This window comes from Lentzea miocenica, from assembly GCF_033949945.1.
Lineage (GTDB): Bacteria > Actinomycetota > Actinomycetes > Mycobacteriales > Pseudonocardiaceae > Lentzea > Lentzea miocenica.
Map to the genome: position 1 here is coordinate 17,415 of NZ_JAXAVW010000004.1, position 20,140 is coordinate 37,554.

17 protein-coding genes are annotated in these 20,140 nt (G+C 68.4%); 11 read left to right on the forward strand and 6 right to left on the reverse strand.

The annotated features are described in order from the left end of the window. Positions 1–18: 18 nt before the first annotated feature. Together SK803_RS05895 and SK803_RS05900 are read left to right on the forward strand one after the other, a co-directional pair. Complete coding sequence (locus SK803_RS05895; RefSeq protein ID WP_319964742.1) at positions 19–1,455, forward strand: CCA tRNA nucleotidyltransferase; 1,437 nt, start codon at positions 19–21, stop codon at positions 1,453–1,455. A gap of 95 nt (positions 1,456–1,550) precedes the next feature. Continuing rightward, a complete protein-coding gene (locus tag SK803_RS05900; RefSeq protein WP_319964743.1) occupies positions 1,551–1,805 on the forward strand; it encodes a LuxR C-terminal-related transcriptional regulator in 255 nt (84 codons plus the stop codon). Here SK803_RS05900 and SK803_RS05905 read toward each other — a convergent pair. Beyond that, positions 1,734–3,068: an MFS transporter gene (locus SK803_RS05905; protein ID WP_319964744.1), complete on the reverse strand. Its 1,335-nt coding sequence runs from the start codon at positions 3,066–3,068 to the stop codon at positions 1,734–1,736. The two genes, SK803_RS05900 and SK803_RS05905, sit on opposite strands and share 72 nt — an antisense overlap. A gap of 237 nt (positions 3,069–3,305) precedes the next feature. On the opposite strand from SK803_RS05905, the gene SK803_RS05910 reads away from it, so the two are divergent. Continuing rightward, positions 3,306–3,884, forward strand: coding sequence for a YqgE/AlgH family protein (locus SK803_RS05910; protein ID WP_319964745.1), 579 nt, complete (start codon positions 3,306–3,308; stop codon positions 3,882–3,884). A gap of 30 nt (positions 3,885–3,914) precedes the next feature. On the opposite strand, the gene SK803_RS05915 is transcribed toward SK803_RS05910, so the two are convergent. Further along, complete coding sequence (locus tag SK803_RS05915) at positions 3,915–4,319, reverse strand: SdpI family protein (protein ID WP_319964746.1); 405 nt, start codon at positions 4,317–4,319, stop codon at positions 3,915–3,917. Between the two features lie 65 nt (positions 4,320–4,384). On the opposite strand from SK803_RS05915, the gene SK803_RS05920 reads away from it, so the two are divergent. Together SK803_RS05920 and leuS are read left to right on the forward strand one after the other, a co-directional pair. Further along, a complete protein-coding gene (locus tag SK803_RS05920) occupies positions 4,385–5,344 on the forward strand; it encodes an esterase-like activity of phytase family protein (RefSeq protein ID WP_319964747.1) in 960 nt (319 codons plus the stop codon). Between the two features lie 152 nt (positions 5,345–5,496). Then, positions 5,497–8,274, forward strand: coding sequence for a leucine--tRNA ligase (leuS, locus tag SK803_RS05925; RefSeq protein ID WP_319964748.1), 2,778 nt, complete (start codon positions 5,497–5,499; stop codon positions 8,272–8,274). A 22-nt stretch (positions 8,275–8,296) separates the two neighbouring features. On the opposite strand, the gene SK803_RS05930 is transcribed toward leuS, so the two are convergent. After that, positions 8,297–8,719 carry a hypothetical protein gene (locus tag SK803_RS05930; RefSeq protein WP_319964749.1) on the reverse strand — a complete coding sequence of 141 codons (423 nt, stop codon included), beginning with the start codon at positions 8,717–8,719 and terminating at the stop codon, positions 8,297–8,299. A 153-nt stretch (positions 8,720–8,872) separates the two neighbouring features. Then, positions 8,873–9,598 (reverse strand): TetR/AcrR family transcriptional regulator, encoded by a 726-nt coding sequence (locus SK803_RS05935; RefSeq protein ID WP_319964750.1) that lies wholly within the window; start codon positions 9,596–9,598, stop codon positions 8,873–8,875. A 112-nt stretch (positions 9,599–9,710) separates the two neighbouring features. Between SK803_RS05935 and SK803_RS05940 the strand changes: the two genes are divergently transcribed. Beyond that, positions 9,711–11,834, forward strand: a complete 2,124-nt coding sequence (locus SK803_RS05940) for an MMPL family transporter (protein ID WP_319964751.1) — start codon at positions 9,711–9,713, stop codon at positions 11,832–11,834. Here the strand turns inward: SK803_RS05940 and SK803_RS05945 are convergent. Then, a complete protein-coding gene (locus tag SK803_RS05945; RefSeq protein WP_319964752.1) occupies positions 11,765–12,847 on the reverse strand; it encodes a cytochrome D1 domain-containing protein in 1,083 nt (360 codons plus the stop codon). The two genes, SK803_RS05940 and SK803_RS05945, sit on opposite strands and share 70 nt — an antisense overlap. Positions 12,848–12,968: 121 nt before the next feature. Further along, on the reverse strand, positions 12,969–14,924 hold the full coding sequence (locus tag SK803_RS05950) for a DUF2339 domain-containing protein (RefSeq protein WP_319964753.1): 1,956 nt from the start codon (positions 14,922–14,924) through the stop codon (positions 12,969–12,971). Positions 14,925–15,036: 112 nt separating this feature from the next. On the opposite strand from SK803_RS05950, the gene SK803_RS05955 reads away from it, so the two are divergent. Genes SK803_RS05955 through SK803_RS05975 form a run of 5 tightly spaced genes read left to right on the forward strand, consistent with a single transcriptional unit; the run spans position 15,037 to position 20,133 of the window. Further along, positions 15,037–16,002, forward strand: coding sequence for a LacI family DNA-binding transcriptional regulator (locus tag SK803_RS05955; RefSeq protein WP_319965035.1), 966 nt, complete (start codon positions 15,037–15,039; stop codon positions 16,000–16,002). Continuing rightward, positions 15,999–17,408 carry a sugar ABC transporter ATP-binding protein gene (locus SK803_RS05960; RefSeq protein WP_319964754.1) on the forward strand — a complete coding sequence of 470 codons (1,410 nt, stop codon included), beginning with the start codon at positions 15,999–16,001 and terminating at the stop codon, positions 17,406–17,408. Before SK803_RS05955 ends, SK803_RS05960 begins: the two co-directional genes overlap by 4 nt. Next, a complete protein-coding gene (locus SK803_RS05965; RefSeq protein ID WP_319964755.1) occupies positions 17,405–18,310 on the forward strand; it encodes an ABC transporter permease in 906 nt (301 codons plus the stop codon). The genes SK803_RS05960 and SK803_RS05965 overlap by 4 nt, the downstream gene beginning before the upstream one ends. Before the next feature lie 30 nt (positions 18,311–18,340). Then, positions 18,341–19,258: a substrate-binding domain-containing protein gene (locus SK803_RS05970; RefSeq protein WP_319964756.1), complete on the forward strand. Its 918-nt coding sequence runs from the start codon at positions 18,341–18,343 to the stop codon at positions 19,256–19,258. Further along, on the forward strand, positions 19,255–20,133 hold the full coding sequence (locus SK803_RS05975; protein WP_319964757.1) for a ribokinase: 879 nt from the start codon (positions 19,255–19,257) through the stop codon (positions 20,131–20,133). The genes SK803_RS05970 and SK803_RS05975 overlap by 4 nt, the downstream gene beginning before the upstream one ends. Positions 20,134–20,140: the final 7 nt, after the last annotated feature.

Here is a 20,140-nt window from a genome sequence, read left to right on the forward strand (position 1 = left end):
TGAGTACGCTGGTTTCTCGTGTCTCGATCGCTCCAGCAGAATGCGGTGGTGGAACAGCCCGCTATCACGCCAGTCGTCGCCGAACTCGCCGCCCGGTTCGCAGCCGGCGACAAGCGCCTCTACCTCGTGGGTGGGAGTGTGCGCGACGCCGTGCTGGGGCGCCCGACGAACGACTTCGACTTCACCACGGACGCGCGCCCCGCCGAGATCCAGAAGCTGCTCAGCGGCTGGGCGGAGGCGCAGTGGGACACCGGGATCGCCTTCGGCACGGTCGGTGCCTCGAAGAAGGGCGAGATCATCGAGATCACGACCTTCCGCGCGGACGTCTACGACGGCGTCACCCGCAACCCCGAGGTGACCTTCGGCGACAACATCGACGGCGACCTGGTCCGTCGCGACTTCACGGTCAACGCGATGGCGTTCGACATCGCGGCGAACGAGTTCGTGGACCCGACCGGAGGCCTTCAGGCCGCCCGCGACGGTGTGCTGGACACGCCCGCGACCCCGCAGGAGTCGTTCGGTGACGACCCGCTGAGGATGTTGCGCGCCGCGCGGTTCGTGTCCCAGCTCGGCTTCACGGCGGCGCCGCGGGTGATCGAGGCGATGCGGGAGATGGCAGGCCAGCTCACCCGCATCACGCCGGAGCGCGTGCAGGTGGAGCTCTCGAAGCTCCTGTGCGGGGCCTACCCCCGCCGCGGCATCGAGCTCATGGTCGAGACCGGCCTGGCAGACGTCGTGCTGCCGGAGCTCACGGCCATGAAGCTGGAAATCGATGAACACCATCAGCACAAGGACGTCTTCGACCACTCGCTGGTTGTGCTGGAACAGGCAATTGATCTTGAAGATGTTGATCAATCACCCGATCTGGTGCTGAGGATCGCCGCGCTCCTGCACGACATCGGCAAACCGGCCACCCGGAAGTTCGAGTCAGGCGGCGGCGTCTCGTTCCACCACCACGAGGTCGTGGGCGCGAAGATGGTCCGCAAGCGCTTGCGGGCGTTGCGGTACTCGAAGGAGATCACCGAGGACGTCGCGAAGCTCGTCTACCTGCACCTTCGCTTCCACGGCTACGGCAACGGCGAGTGGACCGACTCGGCCGTGCGCCGGTACGTGACCGACGCCGGAGACCTGCTGACGCGGTTGCACAAGCTCGTCCGTGCCGACTGCACGACCAGGAACAAGCGCAAGGCGAACCTGCTGAAGCGGACCTACGACTCTCTTGAGGAACGCATCGCGCGCATCGCGGCCGAGGAAGACCTCGCGCGCGTGCGGCCGGACCTCGACGGCAACGAGATCATGAAGCTGCTCGGGCTGCCGCCGGGTCCGCAGGTCGGTGCCGCGTGGAAGTTCCTGAAGGAGCTCCGGCTCGACAACGGGCCGATGGACCGCGACGAGGCGGAGGCGGCGTTGCTCGGCTGGGCGCGCGAACAGGGGATCACGCCACCCGCCACGTGACGCATTGTGAGCGGATGAAATCCCCGCGTTAGCGAAGTGTCAGCGCGGGGCTGCACCATGGGAAGTGCGCTAGGGGGCGCATGGGGGTGGTGCAGATGTTCACTTGGGGACTTTCCGCAGGTCCGGCGGTTCGCGACCTGGACGAGCTGACCGACGACCAACGGGCGGTGCTGAGGTGTCTCGCGCGTGGTCACGCAGACCACGAGATCGCGCGGGTCCTCGGTCTCGGGCAACAGCGGGTGGCCGACGAGGTGGCCGACATCCTGCGGCGCCTGGATCTACCTGATCGGGTGGCCGCCGTCGTCTTCGCTCACGAGGCCGGCATGTTGCACCTGCCGTTTCCGCGCTAGCAGGTAGCCGGCCAGTCCGACCAGGTACAGACCCGCGGCGGCGATGATGAGACCGGGCGCGCGCCCGTCCAGTGGGACCACCGTCGCCGTGACGGACACCGCGGTGACCTGCGCGATGTTGAACAAGGTGTCGTAAAGGGAGAAGACCCGGCCGCGCACCTCGTCACCGATGTCGTGCTGCACCGCGGTGTCCACGCACAGCTTGACGATCTGACCGGTGAAGATGATGACGAAGCTGGCCGCCAGGATGCTCGGCAGCGTCATCGGCAGTCCGAGCCCGATCTGCGCGGCCGCGGCGAGGATCAGCGCACCGCAGATCGTCCGGGTGGTGCCGAACCTGTCGACGACCCGGTCGGTGAGGATGCCGGCGAGCAGCACACCGGCGCCACCCGCGACAGCGACCTCGCCGAGCCCGCCGATGCCCGCCTTGAGGATGCCGACGTCCTCCAGGCTGTAGCGCATCAGCAGCAGCGTGATCATCAGGCTGATGCCGAACGCCGCCCGGTGGGCGAGAACGGCGGCAAGTGCGGCGATGACGCTCGGGGTGCGCCAGGCGGCCTTCGCGCCGTCCAGCAGACCGCGCGCCACGGCCGTGATGGCGTTGTGCGGCTCGTCGACCTCGTCCGGTCCGAGCACGCCGGCCTTGAACCTGCTCGCGATGAACGCGCTGAGCAGCAGTCCGACCACGGCGATGGTCGTGGTCCACGCCGACCCGCCGTCCCCGGCGCCGAGCAGCGTGCGGAACCCGATGGCGCAGGCGGCGCCGACCACGGCCATGATCGCCCCGGCCGTCGTGGCCAGCGCGTTCGCCTCGACCAGGTGGTCTTCCGGGACGACGTGCGGCAGTGAGGCGCTCAGCCCGGCTCCGACGAACCGTGCGATGCCCATGACGATGAGAGCGGAGACGTAGAGGGGCAACCCGCTCAGGCCCGCTCCGACCGCCGCGGCGGTGAGCAGGACGAACACGGCGCGCGTGACGTTCGCCACGACGATGACCTTCTTGCGGTCCCACCGGTCGAGCAGCGCGCCCGTGAACGGGCCGATGAGCGAGTACGGCAGCAGGAGAACCGCGAACCCGGCCGCGATGGCCACCGGATCGGCCTGGCGCTCGGGGTTGAAGAGCACGGCACCGGCGAGCCCGGCCTGGAAGAGCCCGTCGCCCCACTGCGACGCGAGGCGGGTGGCGAGGAGCCTGCGGTACTCGGGGATGCCGAGGAACCGGCGTGATCCCCAGTGGTGCTTCTCCACCGCAAGCGCTGTCACCGTTGCACTGTAGGCGCGTGGTGGTGAAAACCACGAAAGCCGGACCTCACGGTCCGGCTCTCTTGGATCGGATGCCAGGTCGCCTCACGGCGCGGCGCACTACGCGGCTCCAGCCGAACGGTATTCCGCGAAGGCGGTTGTCTGTTGAGCCCGGGGGACACAAAGACATCCGACACTTGAGTCTAACGGGGTGCGGCCCTGAGTTGTTCCGGCGATCACGGGTGATTTCATGGTGACGTGCGTCCCGATGACGAAGTCGAAGTCGAGCCAGGCTCCCTGTTGGTTGCCGCTCCGAGCCTCAACGACCCGAACTTCACGCGCACTGTCGTCTACATCATCGATCAACGTCCAGAGGGGACCCTCGGCGTCGTGCTGAACCGCCCCTCCGAGGTGGCGGTGCACGACGTGCTGCCTCCGTGGGGCTCGCACGTCACGAAGCCGCAGTGCATCTACGTGGGCGGCCCGGTCGAACAGAAGACGGCGCTGTGCCTGGCGGCCTTGAAGACGGGCACCGATCCGTCCGCAGTGGAGGGCCTGGTCGGCGTGCAGGGCCCGGTGGCGCTGATCGACCTGGACGCCGAACCGGACGACCTCATGCCGCTGGTGCGCGGCCTGCGGGTGTTCGCGGGCTACGCGGGGTGGGGCGAGGGCCAGCTGGAAGGCGAGATCGAACGCGGCGACTGGATCGTCGTGACCGGACTGGCCGACGACGTGCTGGTGGGCGCCAACGTCGACCTGTGGGGTCGCGTGCTGCGCCGGCAGGGCATGCCGCTGGCGCTGCTGTCGACCTATCCCAAGGACGTCCGCGAGAACTGACCTCAGCGTTGATTCACGTGAAACGTCGGATTACAGCCCGGCGAGCGGGGAGCAACCGCCACCACCACAGGCGCAGCCACCGCAGCCCTTGGGCTTGACCGGCTCCGGCAGCGCCTCGGCCGCGCGGCTTCCCACGAGCCCACCGGCGACCGCGATCGCGAGGGCGCCGACCAGTCCGATGATCCCAGCGGTGACGGCCAGGTCGGCCATGACGAACGCCATCGCGCCCGACACGATCGCCACCACACCGGCCGCGACGTTCGGCACGCCGGCGACGCGGTTGGCCAGGGCGAACGTCTCCTCGTCACGCAGCGCCGCCGCGGTGCGCACGCCGACGTAGCGGTTGCGTCGCAGCTTGCCCTGCAGACCCAGCAGACCGACCGCGCCGAGAGCGACGCCGAGCACACCCAGGACGACCGACAGCACGATGTTCACCCCATGAGGGTAGGACGAATCCTGAGTTCACCTGGCAGTCACCCCGGTCAGGTGTGCTGTGCGCCATGCTCAGACGACTTCTGCTCGTCCCGGTCCTGCTCGGACTGTGCGCGACTCCCGCGCAGGCGCACAACCCCGAAGTCCGCTTCCTCGGCCAGCACGTCGTGCCGAAAGGCCTGGTCGTGCGCGGTACGACCGTCGGCGGCATCTCCGGCCTCGACTACGACCCGCGCTCGCGCAAGTGGATCCTGATCAGCGACGACCGCGTGGCACCCCGGTTCTACGAGGGCAAGCTGTCGCGCGAGGGTGTCGAGTTCACGGACGTCCACTCTCTCGTTGGTCCCAACGGTCCGTACGCGCCCGGCACCGTCGACCCGGAGGACGTCCGGGTGGATCGCTGGACCGGCGACCTGCTGTGGAGCCAGGAAGGCGACCGCACGCCGACCACGCTCATCGACCCGTCGGTGCAGTTCAGCCGTCAGGACGGTTCGTTCAAGCGCGGCTTGCCCACGCCGGAAGATCTCAAGATGAAGCCGGAGACCGGCCCGCGGCAGAACCAGGCGCTGGAAGGCCTCACGTTCGCCCTCGGTGGCAGCCTGGTCGTCACCGCGGTGGAAGGCCCGCTGCTGCAGGACGGCCCGCCGGCCGACGCCACCAAGGGCGCGGTCTCCCGGATCGTGGTCCAGACGCGCACCGGCCAGGTCGTCACGCAGTACCGCTACCAGCAGGAACCGTTGTTCGCGGCGGGTGCTTCGACGGGTGTCACGGCGATCCTGGAGAAGTCCCCCGGCGTCTACCTGGTGCTCGAAAGGTCCTTCCACCCGCAGCTCGGCAACAAGGTCCGCCTGTTCGAGTTCCGTCCGCTGCAGAACAAGAAGCGTCTGCTCGCCGACATCGGCGACTTCGCGAAGCCCGACAACCTCGAAGGCATGGCGTGGGGGCCGGACGGCACGTTGTGGCTGGTCTCGGACGACAACTTCAGCGCGACGCAGGTCACCCAGTTCATCGCGCTTGCGGTCCGCTGATACCGTTGACGACATGAGCACGGCCCGCCTGCTCCTTATCTAGCCGCGACGACCTGATCGCAAGACGGTCGGCGCGGCCGCCCTCCATGCCCTTTCTGGGCTGGGGGGTTTCGTCATGTCAGGGGCAGGAACGACGTGAGAGGGACCTTGAAATGAGCACGGACGCGGCGGAGATTCCCGCCTACCGCTACACCGCCGAGCTGGCGAACCAGATCGAGGAGCGGTGGCAGCGGTACTGGGAGAACCACGGCACCTACCACGCGCCCAACCCCGTCGGGCCGCTCAAGGGTGACGTGCCCGCGGACAAGCTGTTCGTGCAGGACATGTTCCCGTACCCGAGCGGTGCCGGCCTGCACGTCGGGCACCCGCTGGGCTTCATCGGCACGGACGTGTTCGCGCGGTACCACCGCATGAACGGCCGCAACGTGTTGCACACCATGGGTTTCGACGCGTTCGGCCTGCCCGCCGAGCAGTACGCGGTGAAGACGGGTCAGCACCCGCGCAAGACCACCGAGGAGAACATCAACACCTACCTGCGCCAGATCCGCAGGCTGGGGCTGGGCCACGACGAGCGTCGCCGCATCTCGACGATCGACCCCGAGTACTACAAGTGGACCCAGTGGATCTTCTTGCAGATCTTCAACTCCTGGTACGACGTCGACGCCCGCAAGGCGCGTCCGATCGCCGAGTTGATCTCCCAGTTCGAGTCTGGCGAGCGGGACGTCGAGGGCGGTCGCAAGTGGTCTGAGCTGTCTTTTGCCGACCAGCAAAGGATCTTGGGCGAATTCCGGCTGGCCTACATGTCGGAGGCGCCCGTCAACTGGTGTCCCGGACTGGGTACTGTGCTGGCGAACGAAGAGGTCACCGCGGACGGTCGCAGTGAACGTGGCAACTTCCCAGTGTTCAGGAAAAGCCTGCGCCAGTGGATGATGCGCATCACCGCGTACTCGGACCGGCTGATCGACGACTTGGACCGGCTGGACTGGCCGGACAAGGTCAAGGCCATGCAGCGCAACTGGATCGGGCGCTCGCACGGCGCCCGAGTCCGATTCGCGGTGGGAGACGAGAGCATTGAGGTCTTCACGACCCGGCCGGACACGTTGTTCGGCGCGACCTACATGGTCCTGGCACCGGAACACGAGCTGGTGGACCAGATTGCGACGCCCGATCGCGTGGCAGACATCGCCGCGTACCGGCGCGCCGCGTCCCTGAAGTCCGAACTGGACCGTCAGGAGAACAAGGACAAGACCGGCGTCTTCATCGGGGCGTATGCGACAAACCCGGTGAACGGCAACGAAATCCCGGTCTACATCGCCGACTACGTGCTGATGGGCTACGGCACCGGCGCGATCATGGCCGTGCCCGGCCAGGACCAGCGCGACTGGGACTTCGCGAAGAAGTTCGACCTGCCGATCATCCGCACGGTCCAGCCGTCGGAGGGCTTCGAGGGCGAGGCCTTCACCGGCGACGGCCCGGCGGTGAACTCGGGCTTCCTGGACGGCATGGCGATCGACGACGCCAAGAAGACGATGATCGGCTGGCTGGAGGAGAACGGCCACGGCCACGGCACCGTCCAGTTCAAGCTGCGCGACTGGCTGTTCAGCCGCCAGCGCTACTGGGGCGAGCCGTTCCCGATCGTCTACGACGAGGCCGGCACGGCCATCGCGCTGCCGGAGTCGATGCTGCCGGTCGAGCTGCCCGAGGTCGACGACTACTCGCCGCGCACCTTCGACCCGGAGGACGCGGACACCGAGCCGTCGCCGCCGCTGTCGCGTGCCGCCGAGTGGACGACGGTCGAGCTGGACCTGGGCGACGGCCTGAAGACGTACCGCCGCGACACGAACACCATGCCGAACTGGGCGGGTTCGTGCTGGTACCAGCTGCGCTACGTCGACCCGGTCGAGACCGAGCGGTTCGTCAACCCGGAGAACGAGAAGTACTGGCTGGGCCCGCGCACGGCCGAGCACGGCCCGACCGACCCCGGCGGCGTCGACCTGTACATCGGCGGTGTCGAGCACGCGGTGCTGCACCTGCTGTACTCGCGCTTCTGGCAGAAGGTCCTGTTCGACCTGGGCCACCTGACCGGTGACGAGCCCTACCGCCGCCTGTTCAACCAGGGCTACATCCAGGCGTACGCGTACACCGACGCCCGCGGCTTCTACGTGCCCGCGACCGAGGTCGTCGAGGAGAACGGCAAGTTCTTCCACAACGGCGAAGAGGTCAACCGCGAGTACGGCAAGATGGGCAAGAGCCTGAACAACGTCGTCACGCCGGACGAGATGTGCGAGAAGTACGGCGCCGACACCTTCCGGTTCTACGAGATGTCCATGGGCCCGATGGACGTGTCACGGCCGTGGGCGACCAAGGACGTCGTTGGCGCGCAACGGTTCCTGCAGCGTCTGTGGCGCAACCTGGTCGACGAGACCGACGGCTCGTTGCGCGTCACCTCCGATGAGCCCTCGGTAGAAGCGTTGCGACTGCTGCACAAGACGATCGCCGGCGTGCACGACGACTACGCGAACCTGCGCTACAACACGGCGGGCGCCAAGCTGATCGAGCTGAACAACTTCGTCACCAAGCACTACTCCGCCGGCACGCCCCGCGCGCTGGCCGAGCCCCTGGTGCTGATGCTGGCCCCGCAGGCCCCGCACGTGGCCGAGGAGCTGTGGGCGAAGCTGGGCAACGAAGGCACGCTGGCGCACGGCCCGTTCCCGAAGGCAGACGAGCAGTACCTGGTAGAGGACACCGTCGAGTACCCGATCCAGGTCAACGGCAAGGTCCGCTCGCGGGTCGTCGTCTCGGCGTCCGCGTCGCAGGACGAGATCAAGGCCGCGGCACTGGCCGAGGAGAAGATCGCCGAACTGGTCGCCGACGGCGAACCGCGCAAGGTGATCGTCGTTCCCGGCCGCCTGGTGAACGTCGTTCTGTAGTCGTCGAGAAGAGCCGGCGTGGCTACGGCTGCGCCGGCTCTTCCTCCGGCCACGACTCGGGTGCCGGGCCGAACGCGCGCCGGGCCGCCCGGACAGCCAGTGCGGCCATGGTGGCGTTCGCGCCGCCGCCGATCAGCGCGCCGATGCCGAACGGGACCGCCCTGCCGAGCACGATGATCCCCTGCTTGGTGCCGTACTTGGTGATGAAGTTCTTGCCCAGGACTTTGTTGATCTGCTTCAGGGTCGCCGTGGGCACCATGCTGACGAGTTGGCGGGCCCAGTGCTGACCGGTGCGTTCGGCGACCTTGCCGATCGTTTTGGAGCTGGATTCGCCGAGCAGGATTCCCAGTACGAGAGTCCGGCGGCGTTCGATCTCGTCAAGCGAGATCCCGTGGACCTCGGTGACCGAGAGCACGAACAGGGCGCTCAGCTCGAGCGAGGACAAGTGCGACCCCGGTGCCGACGCCAGACGCGGCCGCGGCGCCCCCGACTGCGGCCCCAGTTGTCGCCAGTGCGCTGACGTACATCTTCTCCAGGGTGCCGATGACCTCCGCCGGTGTCGCCTCCGGATTGCGCTGGCGGGCACGGGCGATGTTCCTCAGTGAACAGCTGAGTCGTCCTCCTGGAACCCGATGTCCGTCAGCATCTGGTCGAGCATGCTGTCGAACATCGGCTCCGGGTTGCTCACCGTGAACGGGAACCGCCCGAACACCTCCAGCGCCACGTGCCCGTACAGCCGGACCCACGACTGCACCACGTGGTAGATCTTGCCCAGGTTCAGGACGTCGTCCTCGACCGTCACGCCGTGCACCGACACCGCGTCCATCAGCACCTGTTGGAACCTCGCCAGGTCCTCGTGCAGCACCTCGGGCACCTCGTCGTCCGCGTGGTTGGCGACCAGGTTCGAGGCGATCAGCCGTCCGGCGAGCTGCAGGAACACCGAGCCGAACTGGTCGGCGCCCAGTGGGTCGCGCGGTGAGGCGAAGACCAGGGCGAACTCCTGCGGGTGGGCCAGTGCCCAGCGGCGGAAGGCCTTGCACACGGCCCTCACCTGGCATCCCACGTGTCCCGACGGCTCCGCGGCGAGGTCCGCGTAGAGCGCTGAGGCCATGTCCGCGCAGATGTCGTCGCAGAGCTGCCGCAATAGCGCGTCGTGGGAGTCGTAGTAGCGGTAGAGGGCGGGCGCGGTGATGCCTAGTTTGCGCGCGATGGCACGCAGGGTAACCGCATCGCGGCCGCTTTCCACCAAAAGGGCGCGGGCCGCCTGCCGAATCTCACGCTCGGTCTCAGCGCGGAGACGTTCTCGGCGAGTGGCCTCGGTCATATGTCACTCCATCGGGTTGTAGACCCCGTCCACGGCCCCGTACGGTTTCAGTGAACGGTGTTTACAAGAGTTCACGGGATTTACAGCACGGTAACCCAGGAGGCCGTCGTCGATGTTCGCGAAGTGGGGCTCGATCGCATATCGCCGCCGGTGGGTGGTTCTGGTCGCGACCGTACTGCTCACCGTTCTCGGCGGTGTTTGGGGCTTGGGCGTGTTCGACAAGCTCAGCCAGGGTGGCTACGAAGCTCCCTCCAGTGAAGCGGCGCGGGCCGACAAAGTAGCCGAGGAGGCGTTCGGGCGGCAGAACGGTGACGTGATCGTCATTTACCGCGGCGATTTCGCCAACCCGCTCGAGTTGAAGAAGGTCGCCGACCACATCAGCGGCTTCCCCAAGGACGACGTGCTGAGGGTCAACGGGCCGGTCCCGTCCGACGACAAGCAGCAGGCTCTTGTCGCGATCACGCTCACCAGCGGTGACTCGAACGAGCAGATCAAGCAGTTCGAGGACATCCAGAAGCAGCTGAGCATCGACGGTTTCACCCAGCAGGTCGGTGGGCTCGTGCCCACCCAGAAGGCCATCAACGACATGTCGCAGGAAGACCTGACGCGCGCGGAGATGTTCTCGCTGCCGCTGGTCCTGCTGCTGCTCGTGATCATCTTCGGTGGACTGGTGGCGGCCAGCCTCCCGGTCGTCGTCGGCGGTCTCGCGATCATGGGCGCGCTCGGCGTGCTGCACGGCGTCGCGCTGTTCACCGAGGTCAACTCGTTCGCGGTCAACGTCGCGTCGCTGCTCGGCCTCGGCATGGCGATCGACTACGGGCTGTTCATGGTCGGCCGGTTCCGCGAGGAGCTCGCCCAAGGACGCACCACCGAACAAGCTGTGGGCCGCACGGTCGCCAGTGCCGGCCGGACCGTCGTGTTCAGCGCGACGCTGCTGGTCATCGCGTTGGCCGGGCTGCTGCTCTTCCCGCACGGCTTCCTGAAGTCCCTCGCGTACGGCGGCATGTCGTCGGTCGCGATCGCCGCGGTGGTCTCGCTGACGCTGCTGCCCGCGTTGCTCGGCGTGCTCGGCCACCGGGTCGACAAGCTCGCCATGCCGTGGCGCAAGAAGGAGCCGAGCGAACGCGGCTGGCGCAAGCTGAGCGGCAAGGTCATGAAGCGACCGCTGCTGTTCGCGATCCCGCTGATCGCGATCCTCGCGGCACTCGGCGCGCCGTTCCTGAACGTCCAGTTCGGCCAGGTCACCGAGAAGGTGCTGCCGGAGGGCAACACCGTGCGGGTGGCCACCGAGAACATCAACCAGAACTTCTCGGCGCTCTCCAACACCGGCTTCAAGATCGTCGTCAGGGGCGGTGACCAGGCGGGAGTCCAGGAGTACCTGGGCAAGGTCAAGGACGTCCCCGGCGTCGGCGAGGTCCAGCCGATGGGGGCGGACAAGGGCGTCACGGCCGCGGCCGCCGGGCTTGAGCAGGACGCGCTGAGCGACGAGTCGAAGCAGGCGCTCAAGGACGTCCGGGCGATCACTCCCCCGCCTAACGCCGAGGTGCTGGTCGGCGGCAACACCGCCACGGTCAGCGACTCGCTCGACGCCATCGCGGCAGGGCTGCCGTTGATGATCGCGTTGCTGGTCGGTGCCACGCTGATCCTGATGTTCCTGGCGTTCGGCTCGGTGGTGCTGCCGATCAAGGCCGTGCTGATGAGCGCGCTGTCGTTGTCCGCGACGTTCGGCGTGCTGGTGTGGATCTTCCAGGAGGGACACGGAGCGGACTGGCTCGGCGTCACGCCGGGGCCGCTCGAGTCCGGCATCGTCGTGCTGATGGCGGCCATCGTGTTCGGTCTGTCGACGGACTACGAGGTGTTCCTGCTCAGCAGGATGGTCGAGGCTCGCGGTCAGGGCGCGACGACCGAGGAGGCGGTGAGCACCGGCCTGGCCAAGACCGGCCGGGTGATCACCTCGGCGGCGCTGCTGCTGATCGTGGTCACGGGTGCGTTCGCGTTCTCGCAGGTCGCGATGATGCGATTCGTCGGCGTCGGCATGATCCTGGCGCTGGCGCTCGACGCCACCGTGGTCCGGATGCTGCTCGTGCCGGCCGTGCTCAAGCTCCTCGGCGACGCCGCGTGGTGGTCACCCGGTCCGCTCAAGCGGATCCAGGAACGTCTCGCGCTTCACGACGAGCCGGTGGACGACTTCGACGACTGGGACGACGAGATCCGCGAGCCCGCCAGGGTGGGCTGACCGGAGGCGAAGGCGATCATGGCCGCGTCGAACTGGCGCGGCCTCGCCTCCTCCAGCTCGCCCGACCGCATCCGGTAGGTGGCGAGCACCGCGTTCGACGTGTCCAGCACCGTCGTCGTCGCGCCGGTCGCGAAGAAGACTCTCGGGTCGCCCGGCGCGATGGCGACACCCGGCGTGTTGATGGGCAAACGTTCGCGCACCGTCATGGTCGCCGCGTCGACGACCACGACCGAGCTTTCCTTCGGCAACGTGAGGTAGACGGTGGCGCCGTCCGGGGTGACGGCGATGCTGCCCGCTCCCCTGCCGGCGTTCAGCGAGCCGACGACCTGGTTCGTGGTCGTGTCGATCACCGACAGCGTGCCGGGCGTCTTCTCGCCGAGGCGCATGCTGCTCACGTAGAGGCGCTTGCCGTCGGGTGAGATCGCCAGGAACTGCGGCAGACCGCCGACCTGGACCGTCGAGGTCTGGAACGCCGTCGCGGTGTCGACCAGACCGACCGTGCCGTCCTGGGCGTTGGCCACGTAGAGGACCTGGTTGTTCGGGTGCACGGCGAGACCCTGCGGCTGGCCGGGCACCTTGACCGCGGCGACCAGCCGGAAGTCCTGCGGGTCCACCACCGCCACGCTGCCGCTGGCCGAGACGTAGAGGCGCTGCCCGTCCGGGCGCATCGCCGCGTGCGAGAGCTGGACCTGGGTGAAGATGCGGTCGAGGATCGCGCCGGTGTCCGGGTCGACCACGGTGATCGCGCCGGTCCACCCGTTGATCACGTAGAGACGCTGCCCGTCCGGTGACACGGCGACACCCGTCGCGCGGCCGCCGGTGTCCGCCTGCGCGAGAACCGTGCCGCTCCGGGTGTCGACGACCTGCACGAGACCGGTCTTGCCCACCACGTACGCACGCGGGGAAACCGATGCGGAGGAAGTGGTCGTGTACTCGTGCCCTTGGTGAACACCCGTCGCCGCGAAGGCCGCTGAGAGCGCTAGAACCGCGGCCACGAGGCGTGGCTTTGCCATACGCCCGATGGGACCACTTCCGGGTGCTTTCGATCTACTTCCGTCACTCGGTCGAGGGAAATCTTTGCCTGGTTGTAGTACGACCGTCGCCCGCGACGGCGGCGCGGGCGACGGTCGTCAACTAGTAAGACGGCGGAGCGACTGGTTTGGATTCATATGACTCGGGACTTTTCGCCGTTGCCACCAATTTGGCGTAACGGGTGCCCGCGGTGAGGAGCACCAGGCCGGCGCCGAGGAACGCCAGTACGCGGGCGACACCGTCGAGCGCGGCCAGGTCGAACAACACCAGCTTCACCACCGCGGCGGCCACCAGGATCAGGCCGGAGATCCGCAGCGCCTTGTTGTTGATCCCCTTGACCAGCAGGAACAACGCGGCGATCGTCCACGACACGGTGACCACCGAGTGTCCGAAGAGGAATCCGCTCTCGTCCGGCGACACCAGCAGCGCCGCGCACAGCACCGCACCCGCCGCGCCGTAGAGCATCACGAGCCCGGCGAGGATCCACGGGAACGGGTGCTTGGCCGGCTCGCGCAGCACCTGCATCCTCAGCGCCGCCCACGGCAGGACCGCCGCGAAGACACCCAGCACGACCGCGGTCACCAGGCCCGCCGCGTAGTCGCCCGGCTGGACGTTGTTGAAGAAGCGCGGCTCCTCCAGCAGCCACGTGATCGGCACCGCCTGGCCGATCGTCATCAGGAACCCGACGACCCCGAACACGATGGACCCGACCAGCGCGCTCTTCTTGTTGAGCCGGGCCGCGAGGAACGCCAGCAGCACCGCTTCTGCCAGCACGATCGCCGTGCGCACGTTGCCGTCGAGCGCGATCACGGTCGTCTGGAACAACGCGAGCATGCCCGTCGCGCCGGCCGCCGTCGTGAACGCGCGGGGCAGGTCCGGGACCATCCAGATCGCCAGCAGCGCCGCGGCGACCGCACCGGCGAGCACCGAGTTGGCAGGGTCGTTCAGCAGCGTGGTCGCGAACATCGCGGGCAGTGCCGAGCCCGCGATCAGCGCGATCGCGACGATGTCCTCCGGACGCTTGCGGATGGTCAGCAGTGCGACCGCGATGCCGACAACCGTCGTGGCACCGGCGACGCCGACCACGGTCCACTCGAAGTCGTTGGGGATGGCGTTCGCGGTGGTGAGCAGCGAGGCGAAGATCGGCATGAAGCCACCGGCGATCGCGAGACCCGGCCAGTTGCGCTGGATCTGCACCGGCGTGCTGGCCATCTTCAGCACCAGCAGGAACGCGACCAGCAGGACCGTGAAGCCTTCGGTCAATATCGGCGAGCAGATGGCACAAGCTGCGACAACACCGACCGCGAGCGTTTGCGAGTCCCAGCGGAGAGCGAGCACGACACCGGCCGCCGCGACCGCGAAGCCGACCACGAGACCCACGCCGGAAGGGAAGTACCCGTACAGGCTGGTGGCGGCGATGACGTCGAGGTAGAGGCCCGCGAAACCGGTGGCCGCCAGCGCGAACGCACCGGTGCGACCGGCCGGGTTGCGGTGCAGCCACATGCCGATGCCGACGAGCGCGCCGCTGAACACCGCGCCGCCGATCACGCGCGGCATCGGGCCGAGCCAGCCGCGCTGGATGGCGAGGATCAGCAGCAGCACGAAGCCGAGCACGGTGATCGCGCCACCGACCCAGGCCAGCAGCTTCGCCCCGGCGCCGTCCTTGCCGAGCTTCTCGAACAGGGTCTCGCGCGGTTGCGGAGCGGGCCACTGCGGCGGCGGCTGCTGCCACTGCGTTTGCGGCTGCTGCGGCCATTGCGCCTGAGGCGGCGGCTGCGGGAACTGCTGCTGAGCCGGGGGCGCGACCGTCTGCTGTGACCACGGGTTCGGCTGCTGCGGCACGCCGACCGGTGGCGTCGGGAAGGACGTGGTCGGCGGCAGCGGCACGGACACCGGCGCGTCCAGGCTCGGCGGCGGCGCGACGACCTCGGCCACCGCGGTCGCGGCAGCCGGAGCTTGCGACCGCATCTCCGTGCTGATCGTCACCAGCCGCTGCCCGATGGCCGCGAGCTCCAGCGAGAGCCGCTGCTCGTACCCGAGGCGATCCTGTCCGTCCATGTGATCAGAGTGAGGCAGACCACGGTCAGTGACATCCGTACACCTACTCATCCCCTGATCTCAGCTTGACTACATACATGTGTAATCGATTAACTACGCCCTCGTGACGACCATGAAGGACGTCGCGCAGCACGCCGGCGTCTCCACGGCCACCGTGTCGCGCGTGCTCAACGGCCATGCCGCGCCGACTCCCGAGACCCGTGTGCGAGTGCTCGCCGCGATCGAGGAACTCGGCTACCGGCCCAACGCCCTGGCGCGATCCCTCAGGACCACCAGCACCCAGACCCTCGGTCTGGTCATCAGCGATCTGCTGAACCCGTTCTTCGCCGAGATCGCTCGAGCGGTCGAGGACGAAGCCCGGTCACACGGCTACTGCGTCGTGATCGGGAACGCCGACGAGAGCGCCGAGCAGGAAGCGACCTACGTGCGCACCCTGCTCGACCGCCGGGTGGACGGCCTCCTGCTGTGCCCCGCGACCGACGACCCGAGTCTGGTTCGTGAAGTGAGCGCAGGCGGCGTTCCGCTCGTCCTGCTCGACCGGACGGTCAGGGGCGCGACATGCCCAGTCGTCCGCGCCGACGGCAGCGAGGCACTGACCGCGCTCGCCCGGCGGCTCGTCGGCGCCGGCCACACCCGCATCGGAGTGATCGCGGGCCCGCCGAACACCTCCACTGGAAGAGAACGAACCGACGTGCTCACGGGGTCGCTCGGCGGACTCGCGCAGGTCGTGCACGGCGACTTCCGGCAGGAGAGCGGCAGCCAGGCCGCCGCCAAGCTGATCGAGGACGGCGCCACCGCGCTGGTCGCGATGGACAACCTGATGGGCCTCGGCGCGCTGGGCGAGATCAGGGCCCGCGGCCTGCAGATCCCGCACGACATCGCGCTCGCCGTGTTCGACGACCAGCCGTGGTTCCCGCTGCTCGACCCGCCCATCACGGTCATCGCGCAGCCGACCGTCGAGATGGGCAGGGCCGCCGCGCGCAGCCTGCTCGCCCTGATCAACGGCCAGCAGCCCGACGACGTCCGCCTCACCGCGAAGCTCGTGCTGCGCGGCTCGCTCGGGGAGGCCGAGCTGTGAACGCGCTGATCACCGCTCGCGGGATCACCAAGCACTTCGGTGCCACCAAGGCGTTGGACGGCGTCGACCTCGACATCAACGCGGGCGAGGTCCACGTCCTGCTCGGCGAGAACGGCGCGGGCAAGTCCACGCTGGTCAAGGTCCTCGCGGGCATCCACAGCCACGACGCGGGCACGATCGAGGGCCACGCCAGCCTCGCCGTCATCCACCAGGAACTCGCGCTCGTCCCGGAGCTCACGGTCGCGGAGAACCTGTTCCTTAACCGCCTCCCGCGCAGGTTCGGGTTCGTCGACCGCGCCGAGATGCGCCGCCGTGCCCCCGAGCTGCTCGACCGCGTCGGCCTGCACGTCGACCCGAACGCCAAGGTCAAGGACCTCGGCATCGCCCAGCAGCAGATGATCGAGATCGCCCGCGCGCTCGACAAGAACGCCGGCGTGCTGATCCTCGACGAACCGACCGCGGTCCTCACCGACACCGAGACCGACCGCCTGCTGGAGATCATGGCCCAGCTGCGCCACAACGGCGTGGGCCTCGTCTTCATCACCCACCACCTCGACGAGATCCAGCGCATCGCCGACCGCATCACGATCCTGCGCGACGGCAAGAGCGTCGGTGTCCTCGGACCGCGCGCCACCACCCAGCACATGATCGAGCTGATGGTCGGCCGCCCGATCGACGAGCAGTACCCGCGGGCGCGGCAACGCCCAGGTCAGCCGTTGCTGAGCATCTCGGGGCTCACCAAGCGGGGCGTCTTCCGGGACATCACCATCGAGGTTCACGCGGGCGAGGTCGTCGGCATCGCCGGCCTGGTCGGCGCCGGCCGCACCGAGGTCGCGCGCGCCGCGTTCGGTGTGGACGACTACGACCACGGCACGGTCGAGGTCGACGGGAAACCGCTGCGACGCCACGACGTCCAGGCCGCGATCAAGGCAGGGCTCGGCCTGGTTCCCGAAGACCGCAAGGGCCAGGGCCTGGTGCTGACGGCCACGGTCGGGGAGAACCTCGAGCTGGTCACGCTGGACAACCGCGACCGCAAGCGCCTGAGCGACATCGCGGGCAAGCTCCGGATCAAGGGCCGCGTCGAGCAGCCGGTGAAGGAACTGTCCGGCGGCAACCAGCAGAAGGTCGTCATCGGCAAGTGGCTGCTGGCCGACCCGAAGGTGCTGATCCTCGACGAGCCCACCCGCGGCGTCGACGTCGGCGCCAAGGTCGAGATCTACGAGCTCATCAACCGCATGACCGCGCAGGGCCGGGCCGTGCTGCTCGTGTCCAGCGACCTGCCCGAGGTGATCGGGATGAGCGACCGCGTCGTCGTGATGGCACACGGCCGGGTGGCCGGTGAGCTGCCCAGGGGCGCGACCCAAGACCAGGTGATGGCACTCGCCGTGCAGGAGATTTCGGCATGACCACGATCAGCATTCGCAAGTACGCCAGTGAGAACGGCGCTTTGGCGGGGTTGATCATCCTCGCCCTGGTCATCGCGATCATGCAGCCGGCGTTCCTCAACGCGCAGAACCTGCTCAACGTCGGCGTCCAGGCCGCGGTCATCGCGATCATGGCGTTCGGCATGACGTTCGTGGTCGTCGCGGGCGGCATCGACCTGTCCGTCGGCAGCATCGCCGCGCTGGCGGCGATGGTCGGCGCACTCACCGCCGGACCGCTCGGCCTCGTCGTCGGCGCGCTGTGCGGGCTCGTCAACGGTGCGTTGATCAGCTACGGCAAGCTGCCGCCGTTCATCGCGACGCTGGCCATGCTGAGCGTCGCCCGCGGTCTGACGCTCGTGTTCTCCGAGGGCCAGCCGCACGAGACGGACGCGCTGGTCACGTTCCTCGGCTCGAACCTCGCCCCGATGGTTCCGTTGCCGCTGCTGCTGATGCTGGCGTTCTTCGGCCTCACCGGCCTGATCCTCACGCGCACCAACCTCGGCCGTCGCATGTACGCGATCGGCGGCAACGAGGAAGCCGCGAAGCTCAGCGGGATCGACGTCCGCAACCAGAAGCTGTGGATCTACGCCCTTTCCGGCCTGTTCGCCGCCGCCGCGGGTCTCGTGCTCGCGGGACGGCTCGGGTCCGCCGGTCCGCAGGCAGCGGCCGGCTACGAGCTCGACGCCATCGCCGCGGTCGTCATCGGCGGAGCGTCGCTGTCCGGTGGCGTTGGCCGCGCCACCGGGACGTTGGTCGGCGCACTTGTGCTCGCCGTCCTGCGCAACGGCCTCAACCTGCTGCAAGTGCCGCCGTTCTGGCAGCAGGTCGTCATCGGCGCGGTGATCGCTCTCGCCGCGTTGCTCGACTCACTACGCCGTCGCTGAGAAAACCCGCAACAGGTAAGGAAGACACCAATGAAGGTGACCCGACGGATCGCGCTGACGCTCGGCGCCGCGGCATTGCTGGCGACCGGGTGCAGCGGTACAGGGGCGTCCGGAGGAAGCGACCTCACCATCGGCCTCGCGGTGTCCACTTTGAACAACCCGTTCTTCGTGGAACTGCAGCAGGGCGCACAGGAGATGGCGGACCAGCTCGGCGCGAAGCTGACCGTGGTCGACGCGCAGAACGACGCGACGAACCAGATCAACCAGGTGCAGACGCTGGTGACCCAGGGCGTCAAGGTGATCATCCTCAACCCGGTCGACTCCAAGCAGTCCGCGCCCGCCGCCAAGGCCGCCGAGACGGCGAACATCCCGCTGATCTCGGTCGACCGCTCGGTCGAGGGCAAGGTCGCCGCCGAGGTCGCGTCGAACAACGTGTCGGGCGGCAGCCTCGCGGCCATCGAACTCGGCCGCGCCACGTCCGGTGAGGTCGCGCACCTCAAGGGCATCTCGGGCGCGTCGGCCTCCCGTGACCGCGGCCAGGGCTTCGAGCAGGGCCTGAACAGCGGCAACATCAAGGTCGTCGCCTCGGCCGTCGCGGACTTCGACCGCGCCAAGGGCCTCAACGAGACCACGAACCTGTTGCAGGGCCACCCCGGCATCAAGGGCATCTTCGCCGAGAACGACGAGATGGCGCTCGGCGCGATCAAGGCCCTCGGCGCCCGTGCCGGCAAGGACGTCATGGTCGTCGGCTTCGACGGCACGCCGGACGGCCTGAAGGCGATCCAGGAAGGCACCCTCACCGCCACCGTCGCGCAGCAGCCGAAGCTGCTCGGCTCCAAGGCCGTCGAGCAGGCGGTCAAGGCCGCGAAGGGCGAGGCCGTTCAGCAGGTCGTGGACGTCGAGGTGAAGGTCATCACGAAGCAGAACGTGGCAGAGTTCATCAAGTGACAAAGACGTTGCTTGTCCTCGGGTCCGCCAATGCCGACCTCGTGGTCGAGGTCGGCAGGCGGCCCGCCGGCGGTGAGACCGTGCTCGGCGGCGACACCGTCGTGCTGCCCGGCGGCAAGGGTGCGAACACCGCCGTTGCCGCTGCTCGCGTCGGTGCCTCCGTTGCTCTCGTTGGTGCTGTGGGAAACGATGGCTACGGCTCGCTGCTGCGTGAGTCGCTGGAGTCGTCCGGTGTCGACTCGTCGCTGGTGAGGACTTCCGAACGGCCGACCGGCATCGCGTACATCACCGTGACTCCGGACGGCGAGAACTCCATCGTCGTGTCGCCCGGCGCCAACGCGGACGTGTCACCGTCCGATGTGGACGCTCTGTCGTTCGACGGCGTTAGCGTGCTGACGTGCTCGCTGGAAGTACCGCTGGAGACGGTGATCCACGCGATCGACGTGGCCGCGGACGCAGGCGTCCGGACCGTGCTGAACCTGTCGCCGGTCGCGGAACTGCCCGCGGAGACGTTCAAGCAGCTCGACACGTTGATCGTGAACGAGCACGAGGCCGCCCAACTCGTGTCGGACTGGCGGCACCTGCTCCGGCTCGGCCCCAAGACCGCGATCGTCACGCTGGGGTCGCGCGGCGTCGCCGTCGTCCTTCCGGCCGGCGTCGAGGAAGTGCCGTCGATCGAGGTCGACGAGGTGGTCGACACGACCGGTGCCGGTGACGCCTTCGCCGGTGCCTTCTCCGCGCGGCTGGCCGAGGGCGACCGGGTCGTCGTCGCGGCCGAGTACGCGGTGAAGGTCGCCGCGCTGTCCGTCACGAAGGCCGGTGCGCAGCCGTCGTACCCGACCGCAGCCGAGGTCAGCTCGCTAGCGGCGGGATGACCTGCTT